This window comes from Paenibacillus sp. AGC31, assembly GCF_057334655.1.
Genome location: NZ_JBHFJH010000042.1, coordinates 21,491 through 46,038, shown reverse-complemented (window position 1 = coordinate 46,038; position 24,548 = coordinate 21,491). Strand labels below are relative to the sequence as shown.

Here is a 24,548-nt window from a genome sequence, read left to right as displayed (position 1 = left end):
AAGATTTTCGGGATGCGGTGACGCAGACATCCAGTTCCGTGTAAAATAAGACCAGATAATGCAAGCAGAATAACAAGGGTGCTGAGCATGCAAACATGACAGCATCAGGCACAGATAATCGGAGGGTACACATGAGTATGGATAAATTAAAAGTAGGCGTCGTGTACGGCGGAAAATCGGGCGAGCATGAGGTGTCGCTGCAAACGGCGTTTGCTGTAACAAACGCATTTGATTATGAAAAGTATGAACTGGTTCCTTTTTATATCTCCAAGCAGGGGACGTGGAAAAAAGGACCTGTCATGCATGCGCCGTTCGCGCAGATTGAAGACATGAAGCTGGAGCAATCGGCGGGTGGAACACAGGATGCGCTGAACGCCCTGTTTGGCCGTTTGTATGGTGGAGCAGAAGCGCTGGACGTGATGTTCCCTCTGCTGCATGGTACGTTTGGAGAGGATGGCACCATTCAGGGCATGTTTGAGATGGCGGATATGCCATATGTAGGTGCAGGTGTACTGGCTTCGGCTGGCGGCATGGACAAAGTGGTCATGAAAAAGCTGTTTGCACAGGCTGGCATTGACCAATGTGCCTTTACGTATTTTAACGCGACACAATGGAAACAGACAGAGCACGAAATGATCGTGCAGGTCGAAGATCAGCTGGGGTATCCATGTTTTATCAAACCGGCGAATCTGGGCTCCAGTGTAGGCATCTCCAAAGCACGTAACCGCGATGAACTGAAGACAGCTGTCGAGTTCGCACTTCGGTATGATACGAAGGTTGTCATTGAGGAGTTCGTTGAAGCCCGCGAAGTTGAGGTCAGCGTCCTCGGCAATGACGAGCCCATGGCTTCCGTTCCAGGTGAGATTGTATCCTCCGGTGAGTATTATGACTATGCAGCCAAGTATATTGATGGTCAATCACAGATGCTGATTCCAGCTCCACTGGACCCAGAGGCCGCAGATCGCATTCGCGAGGCAGCTTTGCAGGCGTTCCGTGCGATTGAAGGTAACGGTATTTCACGTGCCGACTTCTTCATTCGGAAAAATGACGGCGCCTTGCTTATTAATGAAGTCAACACCATGCCTGGTTTCACACCATACAGCATGTATCCACTTCTTTGGCGTGAGACAGGTGTATCGTATGCCGAACTGCTGGATCGCATGATTGAGCTGGCACTGGAGCGTTACAACCGCAAGCAGGCACTGAATTACGAGAACGGCGTACAGGCGTAGCCTGAGACCACAAGATCAGGAGGGATATGCATGGGATTTCAGACTGAATTCAATTCCGTATGCAAGTTCAAGAATGAGCAGGAGCTGTTCGAACTGCTTGAATACGGACGCGGCAAAATGGTCAAACAGGGCTTCCGGGTATTTCCTACCGGCCAGAAAGTGATTGCATACACACCGGATAACGTGGCTGTAGCCATCGTCAAGATCGTGGTTTCCATTGCGGAGATCAACTTCCAGGGGCAAGAGGTAACCGAGGTGGAGATGCAACTCATCCGCAAATTGACTGAGGAAGAATCACGCATTCAGACTGCCCTTGCGGATGAGATGTTCTTTGGAGAGCAAGCACAGGAGTAGTTGTTGACTGTAAGTGCGGGTCAGAAGGACGGATTTGCCAGAATACGATTATGGTCACTCTTTTAGGGTAAAACTTGGTTATATACAGTGACGGTACATCCTGACGGCTGAATATGCCGTGCGGGTTCTCCGCCCTAATAGAGAGGAAGAGATTCATGCTCGTACGCTTTGGTTACGTGGCAATGTCCGTGCTTATAGAGAATGCCTCGCCTTCCCGGACCATGACCATGTCGAGTTTTAACAAAATCGATGACAGGGAAGCGGCGATCCGCAAGCTCGAACGGATTGCAGCAGAGAACCTGCACAATACATTACGTTTGCTCAGGCACAACAAGGGTAGCCATATTCATGTATATCGCTTCTCTTCCAAATTGATTCCACTGGCAACACACGAGGACCTGAATGACTGGGACCCGTTCCCGGTACTGAAGCAGGACTTTGCGGCCATTGGTGATTTTGTGAAGGAAAACCATATGCGTGTGTCCTTTCATCCGGATCATTTTACCGTACTTAGTACCCCCCGCGAGCAAGTTCTGCACAACTCGATTCGCGACCTTCGTCATCATGTTCGGATGCTGGATGCCATGGGGCTGAATGCCACTGCCAAGAACAATATACATATTGGTGGTGCATACGGGGACAAGCCTTCGGCGGCGCTTCGTTTTGAAGAAAACTTTTTGAAGCTGGATCGGGACATTCAGGAGCGGCTCACACTCGAAAATGATGACAAAACGTTCAATGCGCCTGAGACACTGGCCGTGTGCCAGCGCTTGGGATTGCCCATGGTACTGGATATCCATCACCATTGGGTGAACAACGAAGGAGAACAGGCATGGGATCTGTGGCCTGATATTCTAACGACCTGGCAGTCGCCGCTTGCCCAGGCAGATTCACCGGCTGATCACCCATTGCCACCCAAAATCCATGTCTCCAGTCCAAAGAGTGAGAAGGATCTGCGAGGTCATGCCGATGGGGTAGAGGTAGAGCCGGTGCTCGACTTCTTGCGTCATATCGCAGCAGATACCCCAAGGATTGACGTGATGATCGAGGCTAAACGCAAAGATGAGGCACTTGTACAACTGATGCAGAAGCTGGCATTCTATCACGAAGAGGGTGTGGAGTGGGTGGACGAGTCTACCGTCATCATTCATCCGTAGTGCCAAAAGGGGCCTGGGCAACGAGAAACTTTACGACCTGTGGGGCGTATACTTTTAACAAGTATTTCAACTTTTCGTAGATTGATATAGAAAGTAGAGTGAACGCTTTGAATGAGAAGGAAAAAACACCTTATGTCGTGACAAGCAAAAGCTATACTGCCGTTGCCATTAATGCAGCTTCCAAAGCTGGCGAATGGATCAAAAGCCGTCTTGGGACGGTAGCTGAACTTGGCACCAAATATTCACCCCAAGATCTGGTGACCGAAGTGGATAAAGGAGCGGAGCAGATGATCCGCCGCCTGATTCTCACGCATTTTCCCCACCATGCCATTCTGGGTGAAGAAGGCGTCGAACCGGGACCGGAAGCTTCGGCAAAAGCACTGAAAGAGGCCGAGGAAGAAGAGTTCCTTTGGATTGTTGATCCTGTGGATGGAACGACGAACTTTGTACACGGATTCCCGTTTTATTCGGTGTCCATCGCATTGGCTCACAATGGTGAAGTCATTGTTGGCGTGATCTACGACCCTTCCCGTGATGAAATGTTTGTTGCGGAAAAAGGGAAAGGAGCATATGTTCACGGAAACCGGATGCTTGTATCTGGTGAACAGGAACTGGCTCAGAGCCTGATTGCGGTGGGATTCCCGGCAGACACAACCTTTGCGTTGCCACTAAATATGGCCGCTGTGCAGGCGCTTGCTCCGCAAGTTCGTAATTTGCGTGCAGGCGGATCTGCCGCCCTTCATCTGGCGTATGTTGCAGCAGGACGTCTCAGCGCCTACACCGAAGTTGGATTAAAACCGTGGGATATTGCAGCAGGTGCGCTGCTGGTTGAAGAATCAGGCGGTAAGGTTACGGATACCATCGGAACGCCTTACCAACTGTCTGTGAACCATGTCGTTGCCAGCAATGGCAAAATCCATGATGCACTGACGGATGTGTTGAAGGAAGCGAAGGCTACCGGTCTGGAGTGAGTTTATTCAACTCATCGATGCTTTAATAACCTGTAATTGTACATTAACGGAGGGGACAGAAAGCATCTGAAGAAGCGGAGCGCTCGCCTTTATCACCGGATTTCTACCTTGGAAAAGGGAATCAAAGAAATCTGGGGATAACAGCGATCGGAAGATGGTTCTGTACACGAAGTGAAAGTACAATAGTAATAATTAACACAGGTATGACTTTAATTAAAGGAGCGAGAACAATGGATGAATCCAAAGAACTGGAACGACGGCTCAGTGATATGCTGACGGAAGGGGACATGGAAGAGTCCGGCGACACCGATCAGCGTGAACGCCAGCTGATTCCTCCCAAATATGAAGTGCGAATCCAGACGGAACGTGATCCAATTGTCGAGGAAACGTTAAAGTACCGGAAGATGGCACGCGAAGTGGATGATCGTTATGATCGGTATCTGGAGCGGGCTACGGGGAACAAATCGGAGAGCGACAAGGGTCATTCGATCGCTGAAGATTCGAATAAGCCGCAATCTTAACGAATCACTGAACGTCATAGCTGAGCTTAACCAGTAACAGGCTCCCCTCCAGGGAGTCTGTTACTTCATGTGTGCTCTCAGTAGAGAGGACAACACCTACTTTAAAATGATAGAATAGAGTAACACCAACTGATGTCATTGGAATGACCAATGTACTATAAATTAGTGAGGTTGTTAAAAAAGTCCGCTTTTGATTACGAAGGATGCCTAACGGCATCATCAGCATCGAATATGGAATTCAGCCGAAATGTCCGTTGCTCACGTAGTTTTCCTACGCTCTGCTACTCCATTTCTAGCTTCATCCCGTCTTCTCGGTACTGAAAACCGCCCTTTTTGAACACGTATATTAGTGTAATTATAGATTAGTGAGAAGGAGTGTTACCCTGAATGAAGCGTAAACGTATATGGGAAAATACAGCTGCCGGTTTAACGGTAAGCATGTTGGCAGGAGTGCTGCTCTTCACATCTTCTGCATTGCCTGCACACGCGGCTGACACCAAAACCGGTGTATTGCCAGCGGGTACAAACGAGACTTCGCTGACAGCGAAGAAAGATGCAGTAGCCGTAACTAAGGAGTTCCGCATCGTCACATTGGGAGATTCCATAACGGTAGGTTATGAGCCCAACACAAAAGAATTGCCTTATGGTTATGTAGAACGTTTGCATGAGCAAGGTTTGCTGCATGGACGTACACAAGTGGACAACAACGGGATTGCCGGATTGAGAACCAGTGGCCTGAAAAACTTCACTACTGCAATTAAGGATGGTAAAACGCTGACTTCTGAAGCCATTCAACCAAGTCTTCCTGATCCAAGAGCGGGACAGATCGGAGCCAATACTGCTGCAATCCGTGAGAGTGTAGCACAGGCCAATCTGGTTGCAATTACCATTGGGGGAAATGATGTATCGGAGCTTCTCGGTACAGCAGACAAACTGAGTGATCAGGAACTGCAAGCGAAGGTAAAAGAATTACTCGCAACCTATACAGCCAATGTTAGTGCAACGATTAATGATATCCATGAAATTAACCCGACAGCTACAATTGTCATCGCCGACCAGTATCAACCGATGCCAGAAGTAGCAGGCAAAGCACTCTATGCCAAACTGATGGAGGCATCTCAAGGTTTCACACAGACCATTGATGGCATTGCAGCACAATTCACTGCTCAGGGTACCGATGTCAAAGTCGCACACGTGGCCAAGGAGTTTGTTGGTGGTGAAGGCACGATGACACATATGATCAAAGATCGTGATTTCCACCCGAACCAATTTGGATATGCGGCCATTGCCGAAGTATTTGCCAAAACGATCTGGGGAGATTACACCAAGCTGACTGCACCTGCCACAGGTGAACCAATGAATATTATCGTGAGTGGCAAAACACTAAATACACCGTACAAACCGATTATCCGTAACGGCAAAAACTTTGTGGCGATTCAAGACATCGTAAACGCTGTAGGTGCTACTACGGTGTGGGATAATAAAACTTCAACCGCAACCATTACATATGGAGACCGAAAGGTTGCTGTGAAGATTGGTGCCAATGCTGTGAAGGTAAATGGAGCATCGGTTACTGTGGATACACCTGCATTCCTGAACAAGGTAGGCAAAGAGTCCAAAACATATGTACCACTTGCCATGGTGGCTGAAGGTCTTGGCTTTGATGTGCAATATGTAGCGAAGCTGAAAACTGTTTTTGTTAATCCGTAAATTGTATTTCATGCTTTAACATGATGTTATTTAACGGCCAGAATGCCTTGATCTGTTCAAGGTATTCTGGCCGTTTTGTGTTCTTTTTGCGTTGCTGACACAGATGCATACCTTCTCTAATGACCTGAAATGTTGCATAAATATATCTTGTCAGATGACCAATGGATGTGTAAATATGAAAATAACTTACAATAAAACCACTAACGCATCGTATGACAGCACCCTTCGCAACCCAAAGGAGCGCTTAGGATGAACAAAATTAAGAACGCTTTCACAACACTACCGATTCATCACAAAACGATTCTTCTCATCGGACTTTTGATGTTAATCAGCTTTACGTTTTATGCGTCCGTACTGCGTTATGTGTTCAGTATCTATGACCGTCAGATCTATGAGAAATCCTCGCAGGTCCTCAATATGTCTTCGGTAGGTATTGAGAATCAACTTCGTGAAATTTCTAATCTTTCCTTCAAGGTAATGTCGGACGAGCCGCTTCAGCAATATCTGCTCCAACTGAAAAAGGCCGAAACGGGTTACGAGAAAAATGGATTACGTAAAAAAATTACCAACAGGTTAGTCGCTTATGCCGGTTCCGAAAAATACGTCTATTCCATGCTATTTATCGATAATGATAATAACGTTATGGCCGCAGGCAATCGGGAGGGAATTTCGGAGTCGAAGCAAAAGGAACTGGTTGCACTGGGACAGCAATACTCGGGCTCCAATGCCTGGCATACCAGTGGGGATAAACAGTCCAGGCTTTTGTCGGTCCGACAGGTGAAATCCTTTATTGGCGGAGCATTTACATTGGAGGAACTCGGCACACTGATCATCCGCGTCCGGCTGGACCGAATTGTACAGGACCAGATGCAAGAACCGGCTGAGGACTCCCAATTACTCATTACGGATGGAAAAGAAGTGATCTATCCAACAGAATCAGCCGTCAGTGAAGCCGAGATTGAGTCTGAACTGAAGCGCACCCAGCCCTACGGAATTGCCATGTTTGAGCATGGGAGACACTTTGTAGCTCGTGCGCATTCTTCCTATACGGATTGGACCTATCTGTACACAACCCCGTTTGACCAGATGTTTAAACAGATCCAGTTTGTCAAACAGTTGGTCACGGTGATCTTCATCATGATCTTTCTGGCGGCGCTTATCATTGGAGCGAGATTCTCTCGCAGTATTACCCATCCGATTGCGCAGTTGATCAAAAAGATGCGTAATATCGAAAAAGGTGATCTGGATAAGCTGGAGGAGGCAGCCCTTGGCAATGTTCCGATATCTCCACAGAATGAGGTTGGGCTGCTGCATCGCACATTCAAGATGATGCTTCAACGAATACGTGAATTGATTGATGAGAATTATGCCAAGCAATTGGTGATTCGTGAGACTGAGTTGAAAGCGCTTCAGGCGCAGATTAATCCACATTTTCTATACAACACGCTTGAATCCATTAACTGGCTGGCTAAAGTACAGAAGCAACGACAGATCTCGGAAATGGTTGAGGCTCTCGGATTTCTGCTGCGTAGCTCTGTGAATATGTCCGAGAAGTGGATCACGCTGGAAAGAGAGCTGGATATTGTCCGCAGTTACGTGACAATTCAGCGCACACGTTTTGAGGAAAGACTGGATTTCGACATGGAAATTGCCCCAGAGGTAGGAACGGCGCGGATACCGAAGTTAACATTACAGCCTTTGGTGGAGAACGCCATACATTATGCACTCGAACCAAGCATTGACCCTTGCCGGATTCGTATTCGGGCGAGAGCAGATGGAGACAAGGTGATTATTGAAGTCGAGGATGACGGTCCGGGGATGACACCGGAATTCCTGGAACAACTACACGAAGGACGTATTCAGACAAGAGGACAGGGCATTGGGTTATCTAACATCCAGGAACGAATCAGACTGACCTTCGGTGATGAAGGTGGAATGGTGATGAGCAGCAAGCCCGGATCAGGAACTGTAGTATCGATCAGCATACCTTGGATCAGAGAGGACGATGACGATGTACAAAGTGATGCTCGTAGATGACGAACGTGTCATTCTGGAGGGGATTTCCCAAGTGGTCGATTGGGCCGCAGCAGGTACGGAATTGGTGGGTACGGCGAGGAACGGGATCGAAGCATTGGACAAAATTGGGCAGTCAAGACCCGATATTATTATTACGGATATTTCCATGCCAGGTCTGGATGGTCTCGGACTCATAGAGAAGGCATCCGAAGCATACCCGGGAGTACGTTTCATTATGTTATCCGGCTACAAGGAGTTCGAATATGCCCGGAGAGCGATGCAATATGGTGTGAAGCATTATTTGCTGAAGCCCTGCAACGAGAATCAGATCCATGATGCGTTAATTGAACTGCTGCAGGAGCATCAGGATGCCCAGGTCAAGGAGCATGTTGCGGGTGAGATGAAACAGCGATTGCAGCGTGTTCTTCCACATGTGAAGGAGCAATTTTTGCTGGAGTTCATGACCAACCGCACCTATGGGCCGGTTGATCTGGAGTATTATCAGGAGCTGTTTGATCTGGAGCTTGAAGAGAACGCAGTTCGGTTACTGTTGTTCCGAATTGTAGATGAACATGATTACAGTCACTTATTTGCGATCAAAAACATTGCCAGTGACCTGCTCCCACATGTCCTTTTAAGCACGACCATTGAAGGCAAACTCCTCATCCTGCTTGCGGATTCAGCTGATCCGGCCGGACTGAAAGAAAGTATTGAAGAGGTTCGGGCTGCATTCACCAGACTATATAAATTGGAAGTGACCGCTGCGCTGAGTGAAGCAGATCGAATGATCCAGTCCCGGCGGTTGTTTCGTGAGGCATTGCAGTATCTGAACCATCGCTTTTTTATCGGTGAAGGCAAGCTGATCACGAAGAATGATCTGGTACTGGCGGGAGAATGCGACGGCGTGCACGTAGAGCAGGATGCGGAGCAACTGTGTCAGTTGATCAAATCGGGCAATACCGAGGAAACAGCGGTAGAGGTGGATCGTCTGTTTGATCTATTATCACGTCAGCAGCTGGAAATTGAAGTGACTCGCTCTTACGTAGTGCAGCTGTACTCGGCGATGGTTCATGTCTGTCCACCTGAGGAGGCAACGGAATTCACCCAGCGTATGGCAGAACTGCCGCATATCGATACGTTATCTGGTTTGAAGTCTTTTGTTGCAAGCAGTGCAGCCCGATTAACTTCCGGTTATTACAAAAACCATATCAGTCGCCAGTCTTCTGCCGTGGAGAAGATGATGGATATCGTGGATCGTCATTATGGAGAGGCAGATCTCTCGCTCAATGGAGTCGCCCATCAGATGTTGTATATGAATCCAGATTATCTGGGTAAGATTTTCAAAAAAGTCACAGGCGAGAATTTCTCCAATTACGTGAATCGTCTGCGCATTGAACGCGCATGTGACCATATTCGCAGAGGCGGGGATGTGAAAGTATTCGAGCTTGCTGAATTGTTCGGATTCGGTGGGAATTCACAATATTTCAGTCAGGTGTTCAAAAAGTGGACCGGTATGACACCTACGGAATTCCGCAGAATCGGCATATAACAATGGACTACCAATCATGTAATTCATGTCTGGGGAGGACGAACAGCGCCGAGAGGAGGCTGTTGTCCTCCTCTGTTTTTTGAACCAACAAGACGGTTTTGTGTATTCAACTCTGGTCGTACATTTGCGAAAATGACATTAACAAGTTTGTGAAAGCGTTATCAGAAACAAAAGGATAACTCGTTCACACAACCATATCAACATAAAAGGGGAGATTGGCATGGTGAAAAAGGCAATATTCCTGATGATGGCTGCTTTGCTCGTGTTTACAGCGGCATGTAGCTCAGGTGGAGGAACTGAAGGAGCATCTGGAGATGACTCAGTTACCCTGCGGATCGCTTGGTGGGGCTCGGATGCACGGCATGAATATACACAGAAGGTCATTGACCTGTACAAATCGAAAAACCCGAATGTCAAAATCGACGTGGAATATGCTTCATTTGATGATTACTGGAAAAAGCTTGCACCACAAGCAGCTGCAAATCAGTTGCCTGACATCGTTCAGATGGATATTTCCTACATCAGCCAATATGCACAGAATGGTCAACTTGAGGATCTAGCGCCTTATCTGGGCAATCAGATCAAAGTGGACGATGTGTCCGAGAACGTTATTAGCACAGGTGTAATTAACGGCAAACAATACGGCGTACCTGCCGGTGTTAACGTTCTGGGCTTCCAATATGACCCTGCTTTGCTTCAAAAAGCGGGAGCAGAAGCTATGCCTGAAAATATGACATGGGAATCATACGAAGCACTGGGCAAACAAGCCGCAGAGAAAGGCCTGTATTTGGATGGAGGGGTAGCTCCTGATATCTTCTTCCATTACTTCCTGCGTACCAAAGGACATTCGCTTTACAATGCAGAAGGAACTGGCCTTGGTTATGATGATGACCAATTGTTTGTGGAGTTCTTCGGACTTATGCGCCGCATGATCGAGCAGGGTGCAGCACCTACGCCGGATGTAGCCAACCAAACCAAAGGCATTATTGAGGAATCAGATCTCGTGAAGGAAAAAGGAATTGGCGTATGGCAATGGTCCAACCAGTTCGTAGCCTTGCAACAGGTGGCGAACCGTCCACTCGAAATCGCTCCAATGCCAGGACCGGATATGGAAAAAGGACTATATATGCAACCAAGTATGTATTGGGGTGTAACGTCCAACTCCAAAGTGAAGGAAGAAGCGGCTAAATTCATTGATTTCTGGGTGAATGACGTAGAAGCGAACAAACTGATCAAAGGTGAGCGCGGTGTGCCAATTTCAGGAGCAATCAAAGAAGCCATCGCACCTGAGCTGAGTGACGCAACAAAACAAGTTTTTGAATTCGTAGCAGCCATGGAGCCAAAAGCTTCACCAATGAGTTCTCCGCCACCGGTTGGTTCACCTGAAGTAATCTCTGCTCTGGCAGATGTGGCTGAAGAGTTGAACTTTGGCAAAATTACACCTGAACAGGCAGCAGAAACATTCCGCAAGAACGCCGAATCTGTACTTGCGAACAATAAATAACAGTTGAATGATGGCTTGCTCGTCCCACTTCAGGGATGGTCGGGAATGGGGCTACTCGCAAATGCGAGGGCCTTTCCCCGTCCAGATGACCGAAGCCAGGATGAGGGAGCAAGCTGATCCATGAAGGAGGTTCGTTCCATTGAGGCAGTATTCGTCGTTACGTAGAAACTTAACTGGATATGCGTTCATAAGCCCGTTTATTATTGGATTCCTGGGCTTCACACTCATCCCCATGTTTGTGTCCTTATATATGTCGTTCACGAGTTATAACTTATTCACTTCTCCGCGGTGGATTGGGCTTGATAACTACACCAAAATGTTTTTTGATGACCCGAAATATTGGAACTCGGTCAAAGTGACGTTTCTGTATGTATTCATTGGGGTACCGTTAAGGTTGATCTTTGCCCTCTTCGTAGCGATGGTCCTAAACACTGGCTCTCGTATGATTGGAACGTACCGGACGCTGTATTACCTGCCATCCATTATCGGTGGTAGTGTGGCCGTATCCATTATGTGGCGTAACCTCTTCAGTAATGAGGGTGTTATCAACAGTGCTCTAACGGCAATCGGGATCGGGCCAATCAGCTGGTTTGGTGACCCGAATGCGTCCCTGGTTATGCTCATCTCACTGTCTGTATGGCAGTTTGGTTCGTCCATGCTGATCTTCCTGGCTGGTCTCAAAAATATCCCTACTGAGATGTACGAGGCAGCAGGTGTGGATGGCGCGAATCCTATACGGAAATTTTTCAGCATCACCTTGCCACTGCTTAGCCCGATCGTCCTGTTCAATATGATTATGCAGACGATTGGAGCATTCATGACGTTTGTACCTGCCTATATTATCTCCAAAGGCGAAGGCGGTCCAATGGACGGTACGATGCTGTACTCCCTGTATCTGTTCCGTCAGGCGTTTATGTTTAACAACATGGGTTATGCTTCGGCAATGGCCTGGATCATGCTCATCATGATCGGTATACTCACGGTAGCTGTCTTCCTGACATCCAAGTACTGGGTGTTCTACGAATCTGAAGGAGGGAAGTAACGATGGTTTGGAGAAATGTAAAGTGGCCCGTTTATCACCTGTTCGTTGCAGCTCTTGCCCTCCTGATGCTCTATCCGGTCCTATGGATGCTATTCAGTTCATTCAAGGAAAGCCGTACGATCTTTGTCACAGCGGATACCCTGTTTCCTGCGGAGTGGATCTGGAGCAACTATGTGGATGGCTGGAAAGGCACAGCTGGAAGACCGTTTATGGATTACATCACCAACTCACTTGTAATCGTAGTGATATCTACCATCGGTGCTGTGATATCGTCATCGCTGATCGCTTTCGGTTTTGCCAGACTTAACTTCAAGGGACGTACATTCTGGTTCTCCTTGATGATGTTAACACTGATGTTGCCACATGACGTGGTATTGGTTCCTCAGTACATCATTTTCACGAAGCTCGGCTGGCTGAACACTATCTTGCCAATTGTTGTACCTACATTCTTCGGAATGCCGTTTTTCATCTTCCTGATGGTACAGTTCATTCGAACGATTCCGAAGGAACTGGATGAGGCAGCAACCATCGATGGATGTAACAAATTCAGACTGTATATCCAGATTATTATGCCGCTGATCAAGTCTTCTCTGGCGACTGCAGCCATCTTCTCCTTCTACTGGAGATGGGAGGATCTGCTCGGTCCGGTATTGTACCTGAACTCGCCTGATAAATACACCGTGTCGATGGCGCTGAAAATGTTCCTCGATAGCGAATCTGCTTCCAACTGGGGTGCAATGTTCGCCATGTCCATCGTCAGTCTGGTTCCGGTTGTAGCTGTGTTCTTCATCTTCCAAAAACAAATTGTTCAAGGGATGAGCACCAGCGGATTGAAAGGATAAGCCGGATTCACTGTATCTTCGTATCTTCGCCCGAATGAACGTTTACAAAAGTTAACCAAGGAGGTTATCGCTTTTGAATAAAGCTCAAGGTAGTCAGGCCGTTGCCATGGGGGCAGCGGCAGAGGGCCAGGCAGTGTCCGTGACCAGCTGGAAGTTTAACTTTGGACCAGACTCGGGAAGAGCAGATGAGACAGGGGATTATCTGAAAGTAACTGCAACAACCGCATATGAAGAACGCGGAGGATACGGATTCGAGGCAGGATCTCTGGTGTATGAGAAACAACGGAGCGGTGATGACGATGTGTCGGATCCCACGAAACAACATCATAACAATCCGGGGCAGACAACCATGTCTGCCCGATTGCGTTCAGGCTTCTGTATTCCGCTCAAAGCATCGTTCATCGTGGATGTTCCCGACGGAACCTACCAAGTATTACTTGTTGCAGGGGATGAATTGGCTGAGACAATGACCCGCGTGAAAGCTGGTGAAGGCAGGCTTGTACTGCCAACCATTCGCACACTTCCCGGACAATACGCAGAGGTTAGATTCTCGGTTGTTGTTCGCGGCGGCAGACTTCGTCTGTCATTCTCCGGTCCTGCACCGAGAATCAATGCGTTAGAGATTACCCTTGCGAATCAGACCATGACCGTATTTCTTGCTGGGGATTCAACCGTAACAGATCAGCCGGAAAGTGGATATCCGTATTGCGGTTGGGGCCAGTTATTGCCAGCGCAGTTCAAACATGATGTGGCAGTGGATAATCACGCCCAGTCAGGCCGAAGTTCCCGCAGTTTCATCAATGAAGGCAGATTGAGCGCCATTATGGAGCGAATGAAGCCAGAGGATTTTTTATTTATTCAATTTGGACATAACGATGAGAAGCCGGACCCTGAACGTGGGACGGACCCATTCACAACATATAAGGAATATTTGAAAAAGTATATCGACGCTGCACGCGAAGCCGAGGCTCGTCCAGTGCTCATAACCCCGGTGCATCGTCGCTATTTTGCGGATGATGGCACATTGACCGATACCCACGGCGATTATATCATCGCCATGCGTGAGCTTGCCGAAGAGGAAGATGTTCCGCTGATCGATCTGGCTGAGCGCAGCCGTCTTCTGTTCGAGCAGGCAGGCGTAGAAGGCACTAAGGACGACTTTATGTGGGTACTTCCAGGCGAGTATGTGAACTTCCCCTCAGGCGTGGAGGATAACACACATTTTCAGGAACGCGGCGCCCGCCGCCTTGCCCAGCAGGTGGCAGAAGCCATACGCGAGTTGCAATTGCAACCGTTGCAGATGTATCTGCGGTAGGTTCATGCCCTTAATAATTAAGCGAGTTAAACGAAGTAACGAGCCAACAAAAGTTGCCAGCGAAAGAGCGAAGGCAATAATTTTTCAAAAAACAGGCGAGCGTAGCAGCGGAGGAGGACGGAATCGGGTAGAGGGAGCGAAGCGTCCGCCTTTGGAGCGGGATTTCCCCTGCTGAGGGGGAATAGAAGAAATCCCGAGCCAACAGCGGCCCACAGCCCGATCCGTCCGCCAAAGCGGCTGCCCTGCGAGCTATTCAGGGTTTAAAAGCTGTAGCGAGTTAAACGAAGTAACGAGCCAACAAAAGTTGCCCAGCGAAGAGCGAAGGCAATAATCTTTTAAAAGCCAATGGCGAGCGTAGCAGCGGAGGAGGGCGGAATCGGGTAAAGGGAGCGAAGCGTCCGCCTTTGGAGCGGGATTTCCCCTGCTGAGGGGAAATAGAAGAAATCCCGAGCCAACAGCGTTCCACAGCCCGATCCGCCCACCGAAGCGACTGCCCAGCGAGCTATTCAGGGTTTAAAAGCTGTAGCGAGTTAAACGAAGTAACGAGCCAGCAAAAGTTGCCTAACGAATAGCGAAGGCAATAATCTTTTAAAAAACAGGCGAGCGTAGCAGCGGAGGAGGGCGGAATCGGGTAAAGGGAGCGAAGCGTCCGCCTTTGGAGCGGGATTTCCCCTGCTGAGGGGGAATAGAAGAAATTCCGAGCCAACAGCGGTCCACAGCCCGATCCGCCCACCGAAGCGACTGCCCCGCGAGCCCACTGATTTTTAACCTATATTGCACTCGTGAAAAAAAAGGAGGATGTATTTCAATGACACCTGACCAGACAGAATTAGGCACATCTGCCAGGAAGAATGTTTCAGCAGCTACAGGCCACGCCTACTGGGTTATTCCGGATGGTTATATTCCCCCGGAGAGCCGGGGCACATTGGAGAGTCATGAGAGCATCTGTGTACTGAACACCAGTGCCGCGGATGCGGAGCTGCACATCACGATTTATTTTGAAGACAGAGAACCACTCGAAGGTATGGTCGCTGAAGTGCCAGCAAGAAGGACGAAGCATATTCGGACTGCATCGCTACGATCCGGGGAGCAGTCTATTCCGCCGGGCGTGCCTTATGCGATTACGGTTTCGAGCAACATCCCCGTTATCGTCCAGTACAGCCGTTTGGACACGACCCAGCCTGAATTGGCTTTGATGAGTGTCATGGCGTATCCATTAGGATAACTTCCCCAATCGACAGCATAGTTGGAGATGGCAAGAAGCCCCGTAACCTTGCATTCAATGCAGGTACGGGGCTTCTTTTCTTCATTTTATTTACCGTATTTGTACGTGCTCGCATTCAGGATATCCACGTGGACCTCCACTTTACCAAGTTTAAAACGTTTGAGTGGATCCGCCCGGTTATCGACTTCCTGTTTCCATAAGGGAAGGTTGTGGCGATATAAGTGTTCCACAAGACCATAGGAATCAATCATGCGCGACTTGTTTTTTTCGAACGTATCTCGGATTTGGGATTCGATCTGTTTCTCGGCTTCTTGTTCCATGGCATCTGGAGACCGAGGAGCCCCATGATCTTCAGTGATGGTACCTTTGGCCGAGGTAACCAGATCAAATGTGACGCCATCTCCTTGTTTCCTCGCCTTGATTTTTGTCTTGGGATGATGAAGCAACAAGGTTAAATCAGGAGTTTTTCCACCATTCCCATATACGTATAGTGGGTACTGATGTACTCGCTCATAATTTACGTATCGTGTACCATCTGCTTCTGCTCCCCCAACTCTACCCTGACTTTTGCTTTTGGAAATGACATAAAATCCATCCATTTTAACAAGGGGTGGCGTCTTATCGCCGTTGAACCAGGTCTCATTCCTTGTTGAAACCGAAGGTAAAAGAACGACGGAAGCCGGTTCCCGTAGTCCATCGAGAAGCTGATGGAGCCGGATAGGTTCGTAACTTGAATGCTGTTTGTATAACCTCATGGGCTCAAATATCTCGATCGTCTGGGCGGATTGATTCAGCAAGACCGAAGGAGAGAGCACTTCAGGAATGTCCTGCTCTGTAGCGTAGATCCATGGTGTATATCTCAACTGACCGGAATGCAACAGTGTATTAAAAGTATCTTCGAGTCGTCCGTTCAGCACATTTTTGGATAAAACAATGGCTTTGACATGGGTCCACAGTGTTTGCTGTTGTGAAGTCTCATATAGATCATTAATAGCCATACTGAGTGTTGTGCCTTCTCCCCGCCCAATCCAGATATCCTTTGCCTCCCGAGAAGTTGGTGCTTCCTGTTTAGCAATACTGGAGAAATCAATCAGTTGAGCGTAAGTAATATATCGATCATCCTTATAGTCTATCCCTACCGCCGTAATAAAGTTAATGCTCTGTACCTCTTTGGAGTCCCAGCACCCCGTTAACAGGATCAAGCAACATACAATTAGACCGCTCAAGGATGCCCATCTTGTCAAGGACGTTTTCTCCGACGGGTGGAGTCCTGGGTATGAAGTGCGGCTGGGCGCTTGGTTCGTTTCATCGAGGAATGCATGGATACGGCTTGGGTGAAGTCTTCGGGAATGTAGGGAGACACCGGGGCCAGATAGGATACACCATAACACTCCAGTGATACGATGTGGACCAGTAGAGCAAATAATCCAATCATAAAACCAAATAGTCCAAGTATGGAGGATATGGCAAGCATTGCGATGCGGATATGAGCTGTCGCACCACTCAGAACATTATTCACCAGTATATAGCTGGAAATAACAGAGATCGCTACCGTTACAATAATGGTAGGAGACGTTATTCCTGCACGGATGGCCGCATCACCGATAATCAGTCCACCAACTACGCTGACCGTCTGTCCCAAGGCGCGTGGGAGTCTACGGCCGGCTTCATTAAACAGTTCGAACATGAAGATCATCAGGAATGCCTCCAATGTTACCGGCAGGGGTAAGCCCATACGTGTTCCGGTAATAGTTGCGAGAAGAGGCAGAGGAATCTGTTCCACATTGAAGCTGGTCAGGCCGATATAGAAAGCGGGAAAGAAACAGGCGATCAATAGCCCGGAAATGCGCAAAATTCGCTCAAGGGTAACGATGAAGAATGGTGTGCTCTCATCCTCCGGGGATTTCAACTGATTAAACAGGGTGGTTGGGGCGATGATCGCTACCGGCGAACCTTCAATCAAAACAGCAAAACGTCCATTTAGCAAGGAATCAACCACAAAATCTGGACGTTCGGTGTTATCGGTAAGTGGAAATATACTGCGAACACCACCCATAACAGCCCGTTCCATAACGGAGCTGCCGATAATGCCATCGATCTCAATCTGATCAAGGTTACTCCGGGCTTCTTTCAGGATATCTGGATTAATAACATCTTTAATATACAATAGGCCAATAGCCGTCTGTGTACGTCCGCCTTTTACATACTTTTCATAACACATCGAAGAGGTTTTCATTCGTTTACGGATAAGGGCAATATTTACGGATAGTTCTTCTGTAAATCCGTCGCGTGGCCCTTTTACTGATGACTCCAAGGCAGACTCTTCCGGGCTTCGACCTGGAATGCTTGCGATATCCAGACTGCACGCGGGGTCTCCATTCCCGAAAATCAGTAGCAGTTGTCCGCTAAAAATTAATAAATTCAGATTGTCGGTGTCATTTAAATCTTCTACCGGATTCATGGCTAGTTTCATTTCTTTGGGATGTGTCTCTTCCAAATGCATGGAATGCTGTTCAAGACGAGGGATAATAAACTGATTGATTTGTTTTGCATCGACTAAGCCTTCGCAATATAGTGCAATCACTTGCAGGCCGTTTTCACTTTTGGCAGGAAAAGTTTGAAGAACGACATCGGCGCACGGATCAAATTGATCTTGTAATGAGGCCAGCAGTGTTTCATGGGACGTGGTGTCAATCTTCTGATGCTCCATGATGTTTCCTCCTCTGATGACGTGAGTGAATAAAGGCAACTGCCGTTGCTATAATCGCAAGTCCGCTCAGATACGCGAGATTGAACGGAAATATGTATTCGACCAGAAGCTTTTCGAAGGTCATATCATCCAGAGGATACAACATGGTTAGAATAAAGAACACACCTAACGAGATACAACTGATGAGCTTTCTGGTGGAGCTCTTAATATTCCATATTTCTACTATAATATACATGGCGAGACTAATCCGGGTGAACGAGCCTGCGAGCCATTGGTAGATGGAAAAGAAGTCGGTCTGGGCAATGTATTTACCCAAGGAGGCAATTCGCCATTCTTCAAAGGCGGGATATCGCATTTTGGCAGCTTCAAAAGGATCAAATTCCACAATGGCCCCAATGAGTGGGCCGACAGTCAGCCCCACAATAATGAGTGCCAGCATGAGGTACTGCCATACACGTATACGTTTGGTGAGGTGGGGTTGGATGTACCAGATGAACAGCAGTTCAAACATGCCTGCAAGACTGTATACCATGCCATTAAGTACAGGATGCCATCCGTGTTCAAGAACGGGCAGCAGACGGCTGTAATTCTTGTATTGAGTATTCACGATAGAGACATAGAACCCTAATAACACCACCAGTGGCAGGATCAATCCTGCTGTAAAAGCAAGTGAGCGAATACCTTTATACGCAGCGTAAGCACAGAGGGACATCAATGCAATACTGGTTACCAAAACAGGTGTCTCTGTCAGGTAGTTTGTTTTGGCCCAAGTCGTTGTATCGTGCAGGGTGAAATAAATTACGCTCAGAAAAAAAAGACTGTTTCCAACTCGAAAGAACAGGCCAATGGGTTTGCCGAGACGGGATGATAACCATTCATGCAGGGTTTGATGCTGGAGGAAGCGAGAGACATAGGCGAGCATTAGCGCAAATACGAGAAATGGTCCGGTTGATAATAGGACGGAAATCCAAGAATCCCTTTTGGCCGCAGCCAAAAGGGCAGGAATAATCAGAACATGGCTGATCAAGCCAACGGATAACATGATCAACATCATAGCTTGTAAAAATGAAGGTTGTGTTCGTTTCATGCTGAGGGGTCCCCTTTTTCCAATAGACTGTCCTCAGCAGTGTTAACGTGAATGGAGCGCTTCATACCGTCAGTGGAAATAACGAGTGCCCATGGCTTCTCGTATCTTTAGCATCGTTTCCCGGGCGATCTTTCTGGCTTCACGAGTCCCTTCGATAAGAATCTCTTTCACGCTTTGATCATATTAACCAGCCTCTGTTTGCGACCGCTCATATTGGTGCCAAGCACACCAGCGATAATCAACAATGCACCAATATAGTGGTAGTATCCCACTGGTTCATGCAATATCCATGCACCTCCAACTATGGAAATAAGCGTGGACAGATTGCTGAATACACTCATTTGCGAAGCCTCCAGATGAGTCAAAGCATAGCTCGCGAGCAAGGTGGAGATCATCGTGGAGAGGATTGCCAGATAAGCGAGTGCACCCAGATAGGATGTATCTCCAAGCGGTTTGATGTAGTCCATCATGGAACCGCTGGACGCATGCCGGATCAGGGAAGCGGCGTTAAATACGATACAGCCAACCATCAGTGTGACCCAGGTTAATTCCAACGGTTTATACCTCTGGGTCAGTGGTCTCGCAAGCACACCATAACCTGCAAAGCAGACCGTGGATAACAGTAATAATGCAATGCCCTTCAGGTTACCTATAGACATGCCGCTTCCTTGCATGATGAAAATAAAGACCACTCCAACAACAGATAGAAGCAGGAACAGCTTCTGCATCGTGGATGTGCGTTCCTTCAGGAAGACTGAAGCGAGAACGAGTGTGAATACAGGGGCCAAGGCCTGAATAATACCCGCTTCCGATGAGTTGGAAGAGACTAGTCCAAAGGCTTGAAAGGCAAAAAATAAGACGGGAGATAAGAGCCCAAGTGGAATAATTCGCCACAGATCACGAAGGCTAAGTCGGATTTTGATCCAACCCAGAATGACAGGAATGCTGACAACGATCAGCGACAGCGCGAATCGGTGGGCAAGCACATCAATGGGATGTGCAACAGTGACGGTCATTTTAACAAATAAAAAAGATAGGCCGATAATAGCTGCGTACAATACAGCTGCTATATAAGCGTATCCCCGAGTGTGTGTTGTGTTCATGAATGCTCCTCCAATACAGTAGTCATAGCGCTTTATCTTTCATTAACCTGAATTATGTCAGGTTCGAGGCACGTGCTGGCCTTATTCAATATACTGCCAGGTGCATCGTGCTACAATAGATAAAAGGGTAAACTGTAGCGGTACAGTTGTGGGAGAGGGATGGGTGCAGTGAGAAAATACAAAGTGATTGCCGAAGCATTAAAGCAGTGGATACAGGAACAGATGCTGCAGCAGGATCGTCGCCAGTGGGCAGATAAGGGCATCCGTCTTCCAGCCGTTCGAGTTGTAGCAGAACAATATCAATGCAGTGTAAGCACAGCAATTCGTGCATATGAGTGGCTGGAGCAGCGGCATTTGGTGTATGCCATACCTCAATCTGGCTATTATGCCGTACAGAATGGGGCAGGTGCTCAGGACATGGACTGGCAGGGAGCGTTGGACTTTGCTTCAGCGGCTCCCGATCCAAGGGTGTTCCCTTATGCAGACTTTCGTCATTGTGTGGATCAGGCGATGGAGAAGAAGCAAGCAGAGTTATTTATGTATGGCACAGATCAGGGATTACCTTCGCTTATCATGCTGTTGCAGAAGCAGTTTGCAGATTATCAGGTATTTGCCAGATCGGAGCAGTTCTTCATCACATCAGGTGTGCAACAGGCACTGGCTGTACTGGCATTGATGCCATTTCCCAATGGCAAGAGAAAAGTACTGCTTGAACTACCGACCTATCACAATATGCCCTCGCTACTGAGTGGATTGAATGTGCCGATTGTCGGTGTGAGACGTGCCCTGGATGGGCTGGACTGGGCATCGCTTGAACATCAGTTTGCTGAAGGAGATATCAAGTTTTTCTATGTCATGCCGCGCTTTCACAATCCGATTGGCACATCGTTGACTGTTGCTGACAAGAAGAGACTGATCCGGCTGGCACAGCGGTACGATGTCTATCTGGTGGAGGACGATTATCTGGCCGATCTGGAGGACAGTACAAAACAGGACCCTCTATGGTCCTATGATACCGAAGGCCGGGTCATCTATCTGAAGAGTTATTCCAAAATTTTGTTTCCAGGTCTGCGCATTGGTGTAGCTGTTCTGCCTTCACCTCTAATTCAATCTTTTGGTGCTTACAAAAAAATGCTCGATATCGACACATCCGTCCTGTCTCAAGCTGCTCTGGAGATCTATGTCCACAGCGGAATGTTTGCTCATCACAGGAAAGTGATTCGTAACCGCTATGCTGCCCGGATGCACACGGTGCATGAGCAACTGGACACATATCCAGACTTTGCTCCATTTATGGAGGCTCCTCGAACAGGAGGCGAGCATACCGTATTGCCTTTGGCGGGCGATCTGCCGCTTCGTGTTCTGTTGTCCCGGCTTCAAAAGCGCGGAGTGATCGTTGATACGACTGAACGGTATTATCCGGAGGGAACATATCAGGTGCATCAGGATCAGATGCTGCGCTTGAACATCTCCAATGTGCCGAAGCAGCGAATCGAGGAAGGGATGCAGAAGATCCGGGAGGAAATTTTGAAACTTCAGATCAGGCAGAAATAAATTGAAGAATCGGAATGTTGTCCGTATATAACAAAAGGCGTCCACACAAGTTAATCACTTGTTGGACGCCTTTTCCATGAATTGTTAACCATCTACACTACAGCTTGTACGCTATAGTGTGGTGGAAATAATCCGATTTATTCCTGAGCCATCGCCTTGAAGGAAGCTTCTGCGGCTTCCAATGTAGCCTGAACATCCTCATCTGTATGAGCCGTGGTCAGGAACCAGGCCTCATATTTGGATGGAGCCAGGTTAATGCCACGGTCAAGCATATGACGGAAGAAGGAAGCAAACAGCTCGCCATCCGTGTCTTGAGCATGATCGTAGTTCGTCACCGGATGATTACAGAAATGGGTGGAGAACGCACCACGAATCCGGTTGATTGTCAGTGCAATCCCGTGACGGTCAGCAGAAGCTTGCAGACCTGCCGTCAGGTCGATTGCAAGGCGTTCCATCTCTTCGTATACACCCTCGCCTTGCAGGACCTCCAGACATGCGATACCAGCCGAGATGGATGCAGGGTTACCAGCCATCGTGCCCGCCTGATAAGCCGGTCCGAGCGGAGCAACCTGCTCCATAACATGTTTGCGTCCGCCGTAAGCACCGATTGGCAGGCCGCCACCAATAATTTTACCAAGAGCCGTCAGATCGGGTTCAATCTCCGCATGGTTATCGAGTCCGGCATACGTCTGAGTAGAACCGTAATGGAAACGGAAAGCCGTAATGACCTCGTCATAGATAACCAGTGAGCCGTTAGCACGTGTCATGGCACAGAGGCCTTCCAGGAAGCCAGGCTCCGGCATAACCATACCAAAGTTACCCACGATCGGTTCAACCATGACCGCGGCAACATCATCCCCCCAGCGCTCCAAAGCATCTTTCAGGGCTTCCAGATCATTGTAGGGCACAGTAATGACTTCTTGTGCAATACTGGCTGGAACTCCCGCACTGTCAGGAATTCCGAGCGTGGACGGGCCTGAACCGGCAGCGACAAGCACTAGATCGGAGTGACCATGGTAACATCCGGCGAATTTTACGATCTTGTTGCGTTTGGTGTAGGCACGAGCGACCCGAATCGTAGTCATGACCGCCTCTGTACCGGAGTTTACAAAACGAACTTTATCCATGGAAGGAATGGCTTCCTTCAGCATTTTGGCGAGCTTGATTTCAAGCTCTGTTGGGGTACCGTACAGCACGCCATTTGCTGCTGCTTCCGTAATGGCCTGTGTAATATGCGGGTGAGCATGTCCTGTAACAATCGGACCGTAAGCGGCCAGATAATCAATATAACGGTTGTCATCGACATCCCAGAAGTGGGCCCCTTGGGCTTTTTTCATAAATACAGGTGCACCGCCACCAACGGCTTTGAACGAGCGTGAAGGGCTGTTAACACCCCCAACAATATGTTCAAGTGCTTCTGCGTATAGAAGTTCGGAACGGGAACGTGATGTATTCATAAGATAACTTCCTTTCGTCATTCAAAATATGATAAAGGTATAAACCACAGAAAGATATGATAATTTTCTCATAATCTGATAGCCGGGCACAACGAGAGGGCAGCGTAATGGCTGCCCTCTGCATGTTTAGATTACTGAGCCGGTTGCTCTGACTTCTGATCGTCACCACTGGCTGTTTTATCTTCGGTGCTGGTCGTACTATCATCCGTTGTAGCAGGCGGGTGAATAATATCCTGAATATGCTGCTTCAGTTTCTCTTCATTGGTAACCGTCAATACTTGCGCACCGCCTGCTGTACGTTCTTCTTTCAGCAGGTTCATTGGCGGAATCTGCTCACTGCCGTTCATGCTGCTCTGGTATCCGAGTCCACCCAGCTTCCACATATCGGAAAGCGTGAGATTTGTATCTACGTAAGGATTAACCTGTTCCAGAATGGCAGGCAGTTTGGCAATGGTAGTTGTTGACTGCATTTTCGCTGTTACAGCTTTCAGTAACTCACGCTGACGCTCGGAACGAGCGAAATCCGACATCGCATCATGGCGGAAACGAACGTACATGAGCGCTGTCTCGCCATCCAGATGCTGATAGCCTTTTTTGAGATCAATATCGTATTCGTTATTGTCTGCTTTACTTGTATAGTGCATGTCTTTCTCCACATCAAAATCCACGCCGCCAACGGCATCCACCAATTTGATGAATCCCTGGAAATCCGTATACACATAATACTGTACAGGAATGCCGAGCAGGTCGCCTGCAGCTTGCATCGCTGCGTTAGGGCCATGGGTGATCGCGGTGTTGATCCGCTCCTTACCGTACCCGTCAATATTGACGTAAGTGTCACGCAGAATGGAGAACAGATTGATTTTTTTGGTCAGTGGGTCGAGCGATACAACCATCATGCTGTCGGAGCGAGGAACTTCACCTTTTTTCAATCCACGTGCATCGACACCCATAACGAGAATATTTACCGTTTCTGTGCCTTCCCATTTGGGTGGGTCAGGAGTATTTACTTTCTCCACATTTTCGATACCTGCGAATGGTGATTCGTCACCGTCTTTTGCCAAACCGTCCAACTGATTGAGAATAGAACCGAAATAATATGCCGCTGCTCCTCCAATAATTAACACGAAGGCGGCAAGAGAAATCCAGATGGTTCTCTTCGTCTTTCTGGTCATGCTAGCTCTCCTTTGTATTTGAGA

General features: G+C 48.1%; 20 protein-coding genes. 14 read left to right on the top strand and 6 right to left on the bottom strand.

The window, feature by feature from the left end; all coding sequences use genetic code 11:
- Positions 1-131: 131 nt before the first annotated feature.
- From ACE04G_RS25640 to ACE04G_RS25580, 13 genes are all read left to right on the top strand, one after another.
- Positions 132-1,232: a D-alanine--D-alanine ligase gene (locus ACE04G_RS25640; protein WP_449005426.1), complete on the top strand. Its 1,101-nt coding sequence runs from the start codon at positions 132-134 to the stop codon at positions 1,230-1,232.
- A 30-nt stretch (positions 1,233-1,262) separates the two neighbouring features.
- Positions 1,263-1,586 carry a hypothetical protein gene (locus tag ACE04G_RS25635; protein ID WP_036614107.1) on the top strand — a complete coding sequence of 108 codons (324 nt, stop codon included), beginning with the start codon at positions 1,263-1,265 and terminating at the stop codon, positions 1,584-1,586.
- Positions 1,587-1,741: 155 nt separating this feature from the next.
- Entirely contained in the window at positions 1,742-2,743 is a 1,002-nt protein-coding gene (gene uvsE / locus ACE04G_RS25630) for a UV DNA damage repair endonuclease UvsE (protein WP_221818692.1), read from the top strand.
- Positions 2,744-2,850: 107 nt separating this feature from the next.
- Entirely contained in the window at positions 2,851-3,714 is an 864-nt protein-coding gene (locus tag ACE04G_RS25625) for an inositol monophosphatase family protein (RefSeq protein WP_197997992.1), read from the top strand.
- 230 nt (positions 3,715-3,944) lie between these two features.
- Complete coding sequence (locus tag ACE04G_RS25620) at positions 3,945-4,235, top strand: hypothetical protein (RefSeq protein WP_449005425.1); 291 nt, start codon at positions 3,945-3,947, stop codon at positions 4,233-4,235.
- A 387-nt stretch (positions 4,236-4,622) separates the two neighbouring features.
- A complete protein-coding gene (locus ACE04G_RS25615; protein WP_449005424.1) occupies positions 4,623-5,945 on the top strand; it encodes an SGNH/GDSL hydrolase family protein in 1,323 nt (440 codons plus the stop codon).
- A 249-nt stretch (positions 5,946-6,194) separates the two neighbouring features.
- Positions 6,195-7,982 carry a sensor histidine kinase gene (locus tag ACE04G_RS25610; RefSeq protein ID WP_339181749.1) on the top strand — a complete coding sequence of 596 codons (1,788 nt, stop codon included), beginning with the start codon at positions 6,195-6,197 and terminating at the stop codon, positions 7,980-7,982.
- Entirely contained in the window at positions 7,957-9,510 is a 1,554-nt protein-coding gene (locus ACE04G_RS25605) for a response regulator (RefSeq protein WP_339181752.1), read from the top strand. The genes ACE04G_RS25610 and ACE04G_RS25605 overlap by 26 nt, the downstream gene beginning before the upstream one ends.
- A 220-nt stretch (positions 9,511-9,730) precedes the next feature.
- A complete protein-coding gene (locus tag ACE04G_RS25600; RefSeq protein WP_339181754.1) occupies positions 9,731-11,014 on the top strand; it encodes an ABC transporter substrate-binding protein in 1,284 nt (427 codons plus the stop codon).
- 139 nt (positions 11,015-11,153) lie between these two features.
- Positions 11,154-12,056, top strand: a complete 903-nt coding sequence (locus ACE04G_RS25595; RefSeq protein WP_047841423.1) for a carbohydrate ABC transporter permease — start codon at positions 11,154-11,156, stop codon at positions 12,054-12,056.
- A gap of 2 nt (positions 12,057-12,058) precedes the next feature.
- The gene (locus ACE04G_RS25590) at positions 12,059-12,898 is read left to right on the top strand and encodes a carbohydrate ABC transporter permease (RefSeq protein WP_091039044.1); all 840 of its coding nucleotides are present in this window, start codon (positions 12,059-12,061) and stop codon (positions 12,896-12,898) included.
- Positions 12,899-13,004: 106 nt separating this feature from the next.
- On the top strand, positions 13,005-14,213 hold the full coding sequence (locus ACE04G_RS25585; RefSeq protein WP_445252502.1) for a rhamnogalacturonan acetylesterase: 1,209 nt from the start codon (positions 13,005-13,007) through the stop codon (positions 14,211-14,213).
- Between the two features lie 808 nt (positions 14,214-15,021).
- Positions 15,022-15,438 carry a sensory rhodopsin transducer gene (locus ACE04G_RS25580; protein ID WP_221825748.1) on the top strand — a complete coding sequence of 139 codons (417 nt, stop codon included), beginning with the start codon at positions 15,022-15,024 and terminating at the stop codon, positions 15,436-15,438.
- Positions 15,439-15,524: 86 nt separating this feature from the next.
- Here the strand turns inward: ACE04G_RS25580 and ACE04G_RS25575 are convergent, their stop codons facing one another.
- From ACE04G_RS25575 to ACE04G_RS25560, 4 genes are all read right to left on the bottom strand, one after another.
- Positions 15,525-16,682 (bottom strand): Ger(x)C family spore germination protein, encoded by a 1,158-nt coding sequence (locus tag ACE04G_RS25575; RefSeq protein WP_221825750.1) that lies wholly within the window; start codon positions 16,680-16,682, stop codon positions 15,525-15,527.
- On the bottom strand, positions 16,679-18,148 hold the full coding sequence (locus ACE04G_RS25570; protein WP_339306763.1) for a spore germination protein: 1,470 nt from the start codon (positions 18,146-18,148) through the stop codon (positions 16,679-16,681). The genes ACE04G_RS25575 and ACE04G_RS25570 overlap by 4 nt, the downstream gene beginning before the upstream one ends.
- Positions 18,129-19,235 carry a GerAB/ArcD/ProY family transporter gene (locus ACE04G_RS25565; protein ID WP_221825755.1) on the bottom strand — a complete coding sequence of 369 codons (1,107 nt, stop codon included), beginning with the start codon at positions 19,233-19,235 and terminating at the stop codon, positions 18,129-18,131. The genes ACE04G_RS25570 and ACE04G_RS25565 overlap by 20 nt, the downstream gene beginning before the upstream one ends.
- A gap of 167 nt (positions 19,236-19,402) precedes the next feature.
- Positions 19,403-20,338, bottom strand: coding sequence for a DMT family transporter (locus ACE04G_RS25560; protein ID WP_339306765.1), 936 nt, complete (start codon positions 20,336-20,338; stop codon positions 19,403-19,405).
- 159 nt (positions 20,339-20,497) lie between these two features.
- On the opposite strand from ACE04G_RS25560, the gene ACE04G_RS25555 reads away from it, so the two are divergent.
- Complete coding sequence (locus ACE04G_RS25555) at positions 20,498-21,892, top strand: aminotransferase-like domain-containing protein (protein ID WP_339306767.1); 1,395 nt, start codon at positions 20,498-20,500, stop codon at positions 21,890-21,892.
- 137 nt (positions 21,893-22,029) lie between these two features.
- Here the strand turns inward: ACE04G_RS25555 and ACE04G_RS25550 are convergent, their stop codons facing one another.
- The gene (locus tag ACE04G_RS25550) at positions 22,030-23,349 is read right to left on the bottom strand and encodes a glutamate-1-semialdehyde 2,1-aminomutase (RefSeq protein WP_221825761.1); all 1,320 of its coding nucleotides are present in this window, start codon (positions 23,347-23,349) and stop codon (positions 22,030-22,032) included.
- Positions 23,350-23,480: 131 nt separating this feature from the next.
- Positions 23,481-24,524, bottom strand: coding sequence for an LCP family protein (locus ACE04G_RS25545; protein ID WP_124118727.1), 1,044 nt, complete (start codon positions 24,522-24,524; stop codon positions 23,481-23,483).
- Between the last annotated feature and the right edge of the window lie 24 nt (positions 24,525-24,548).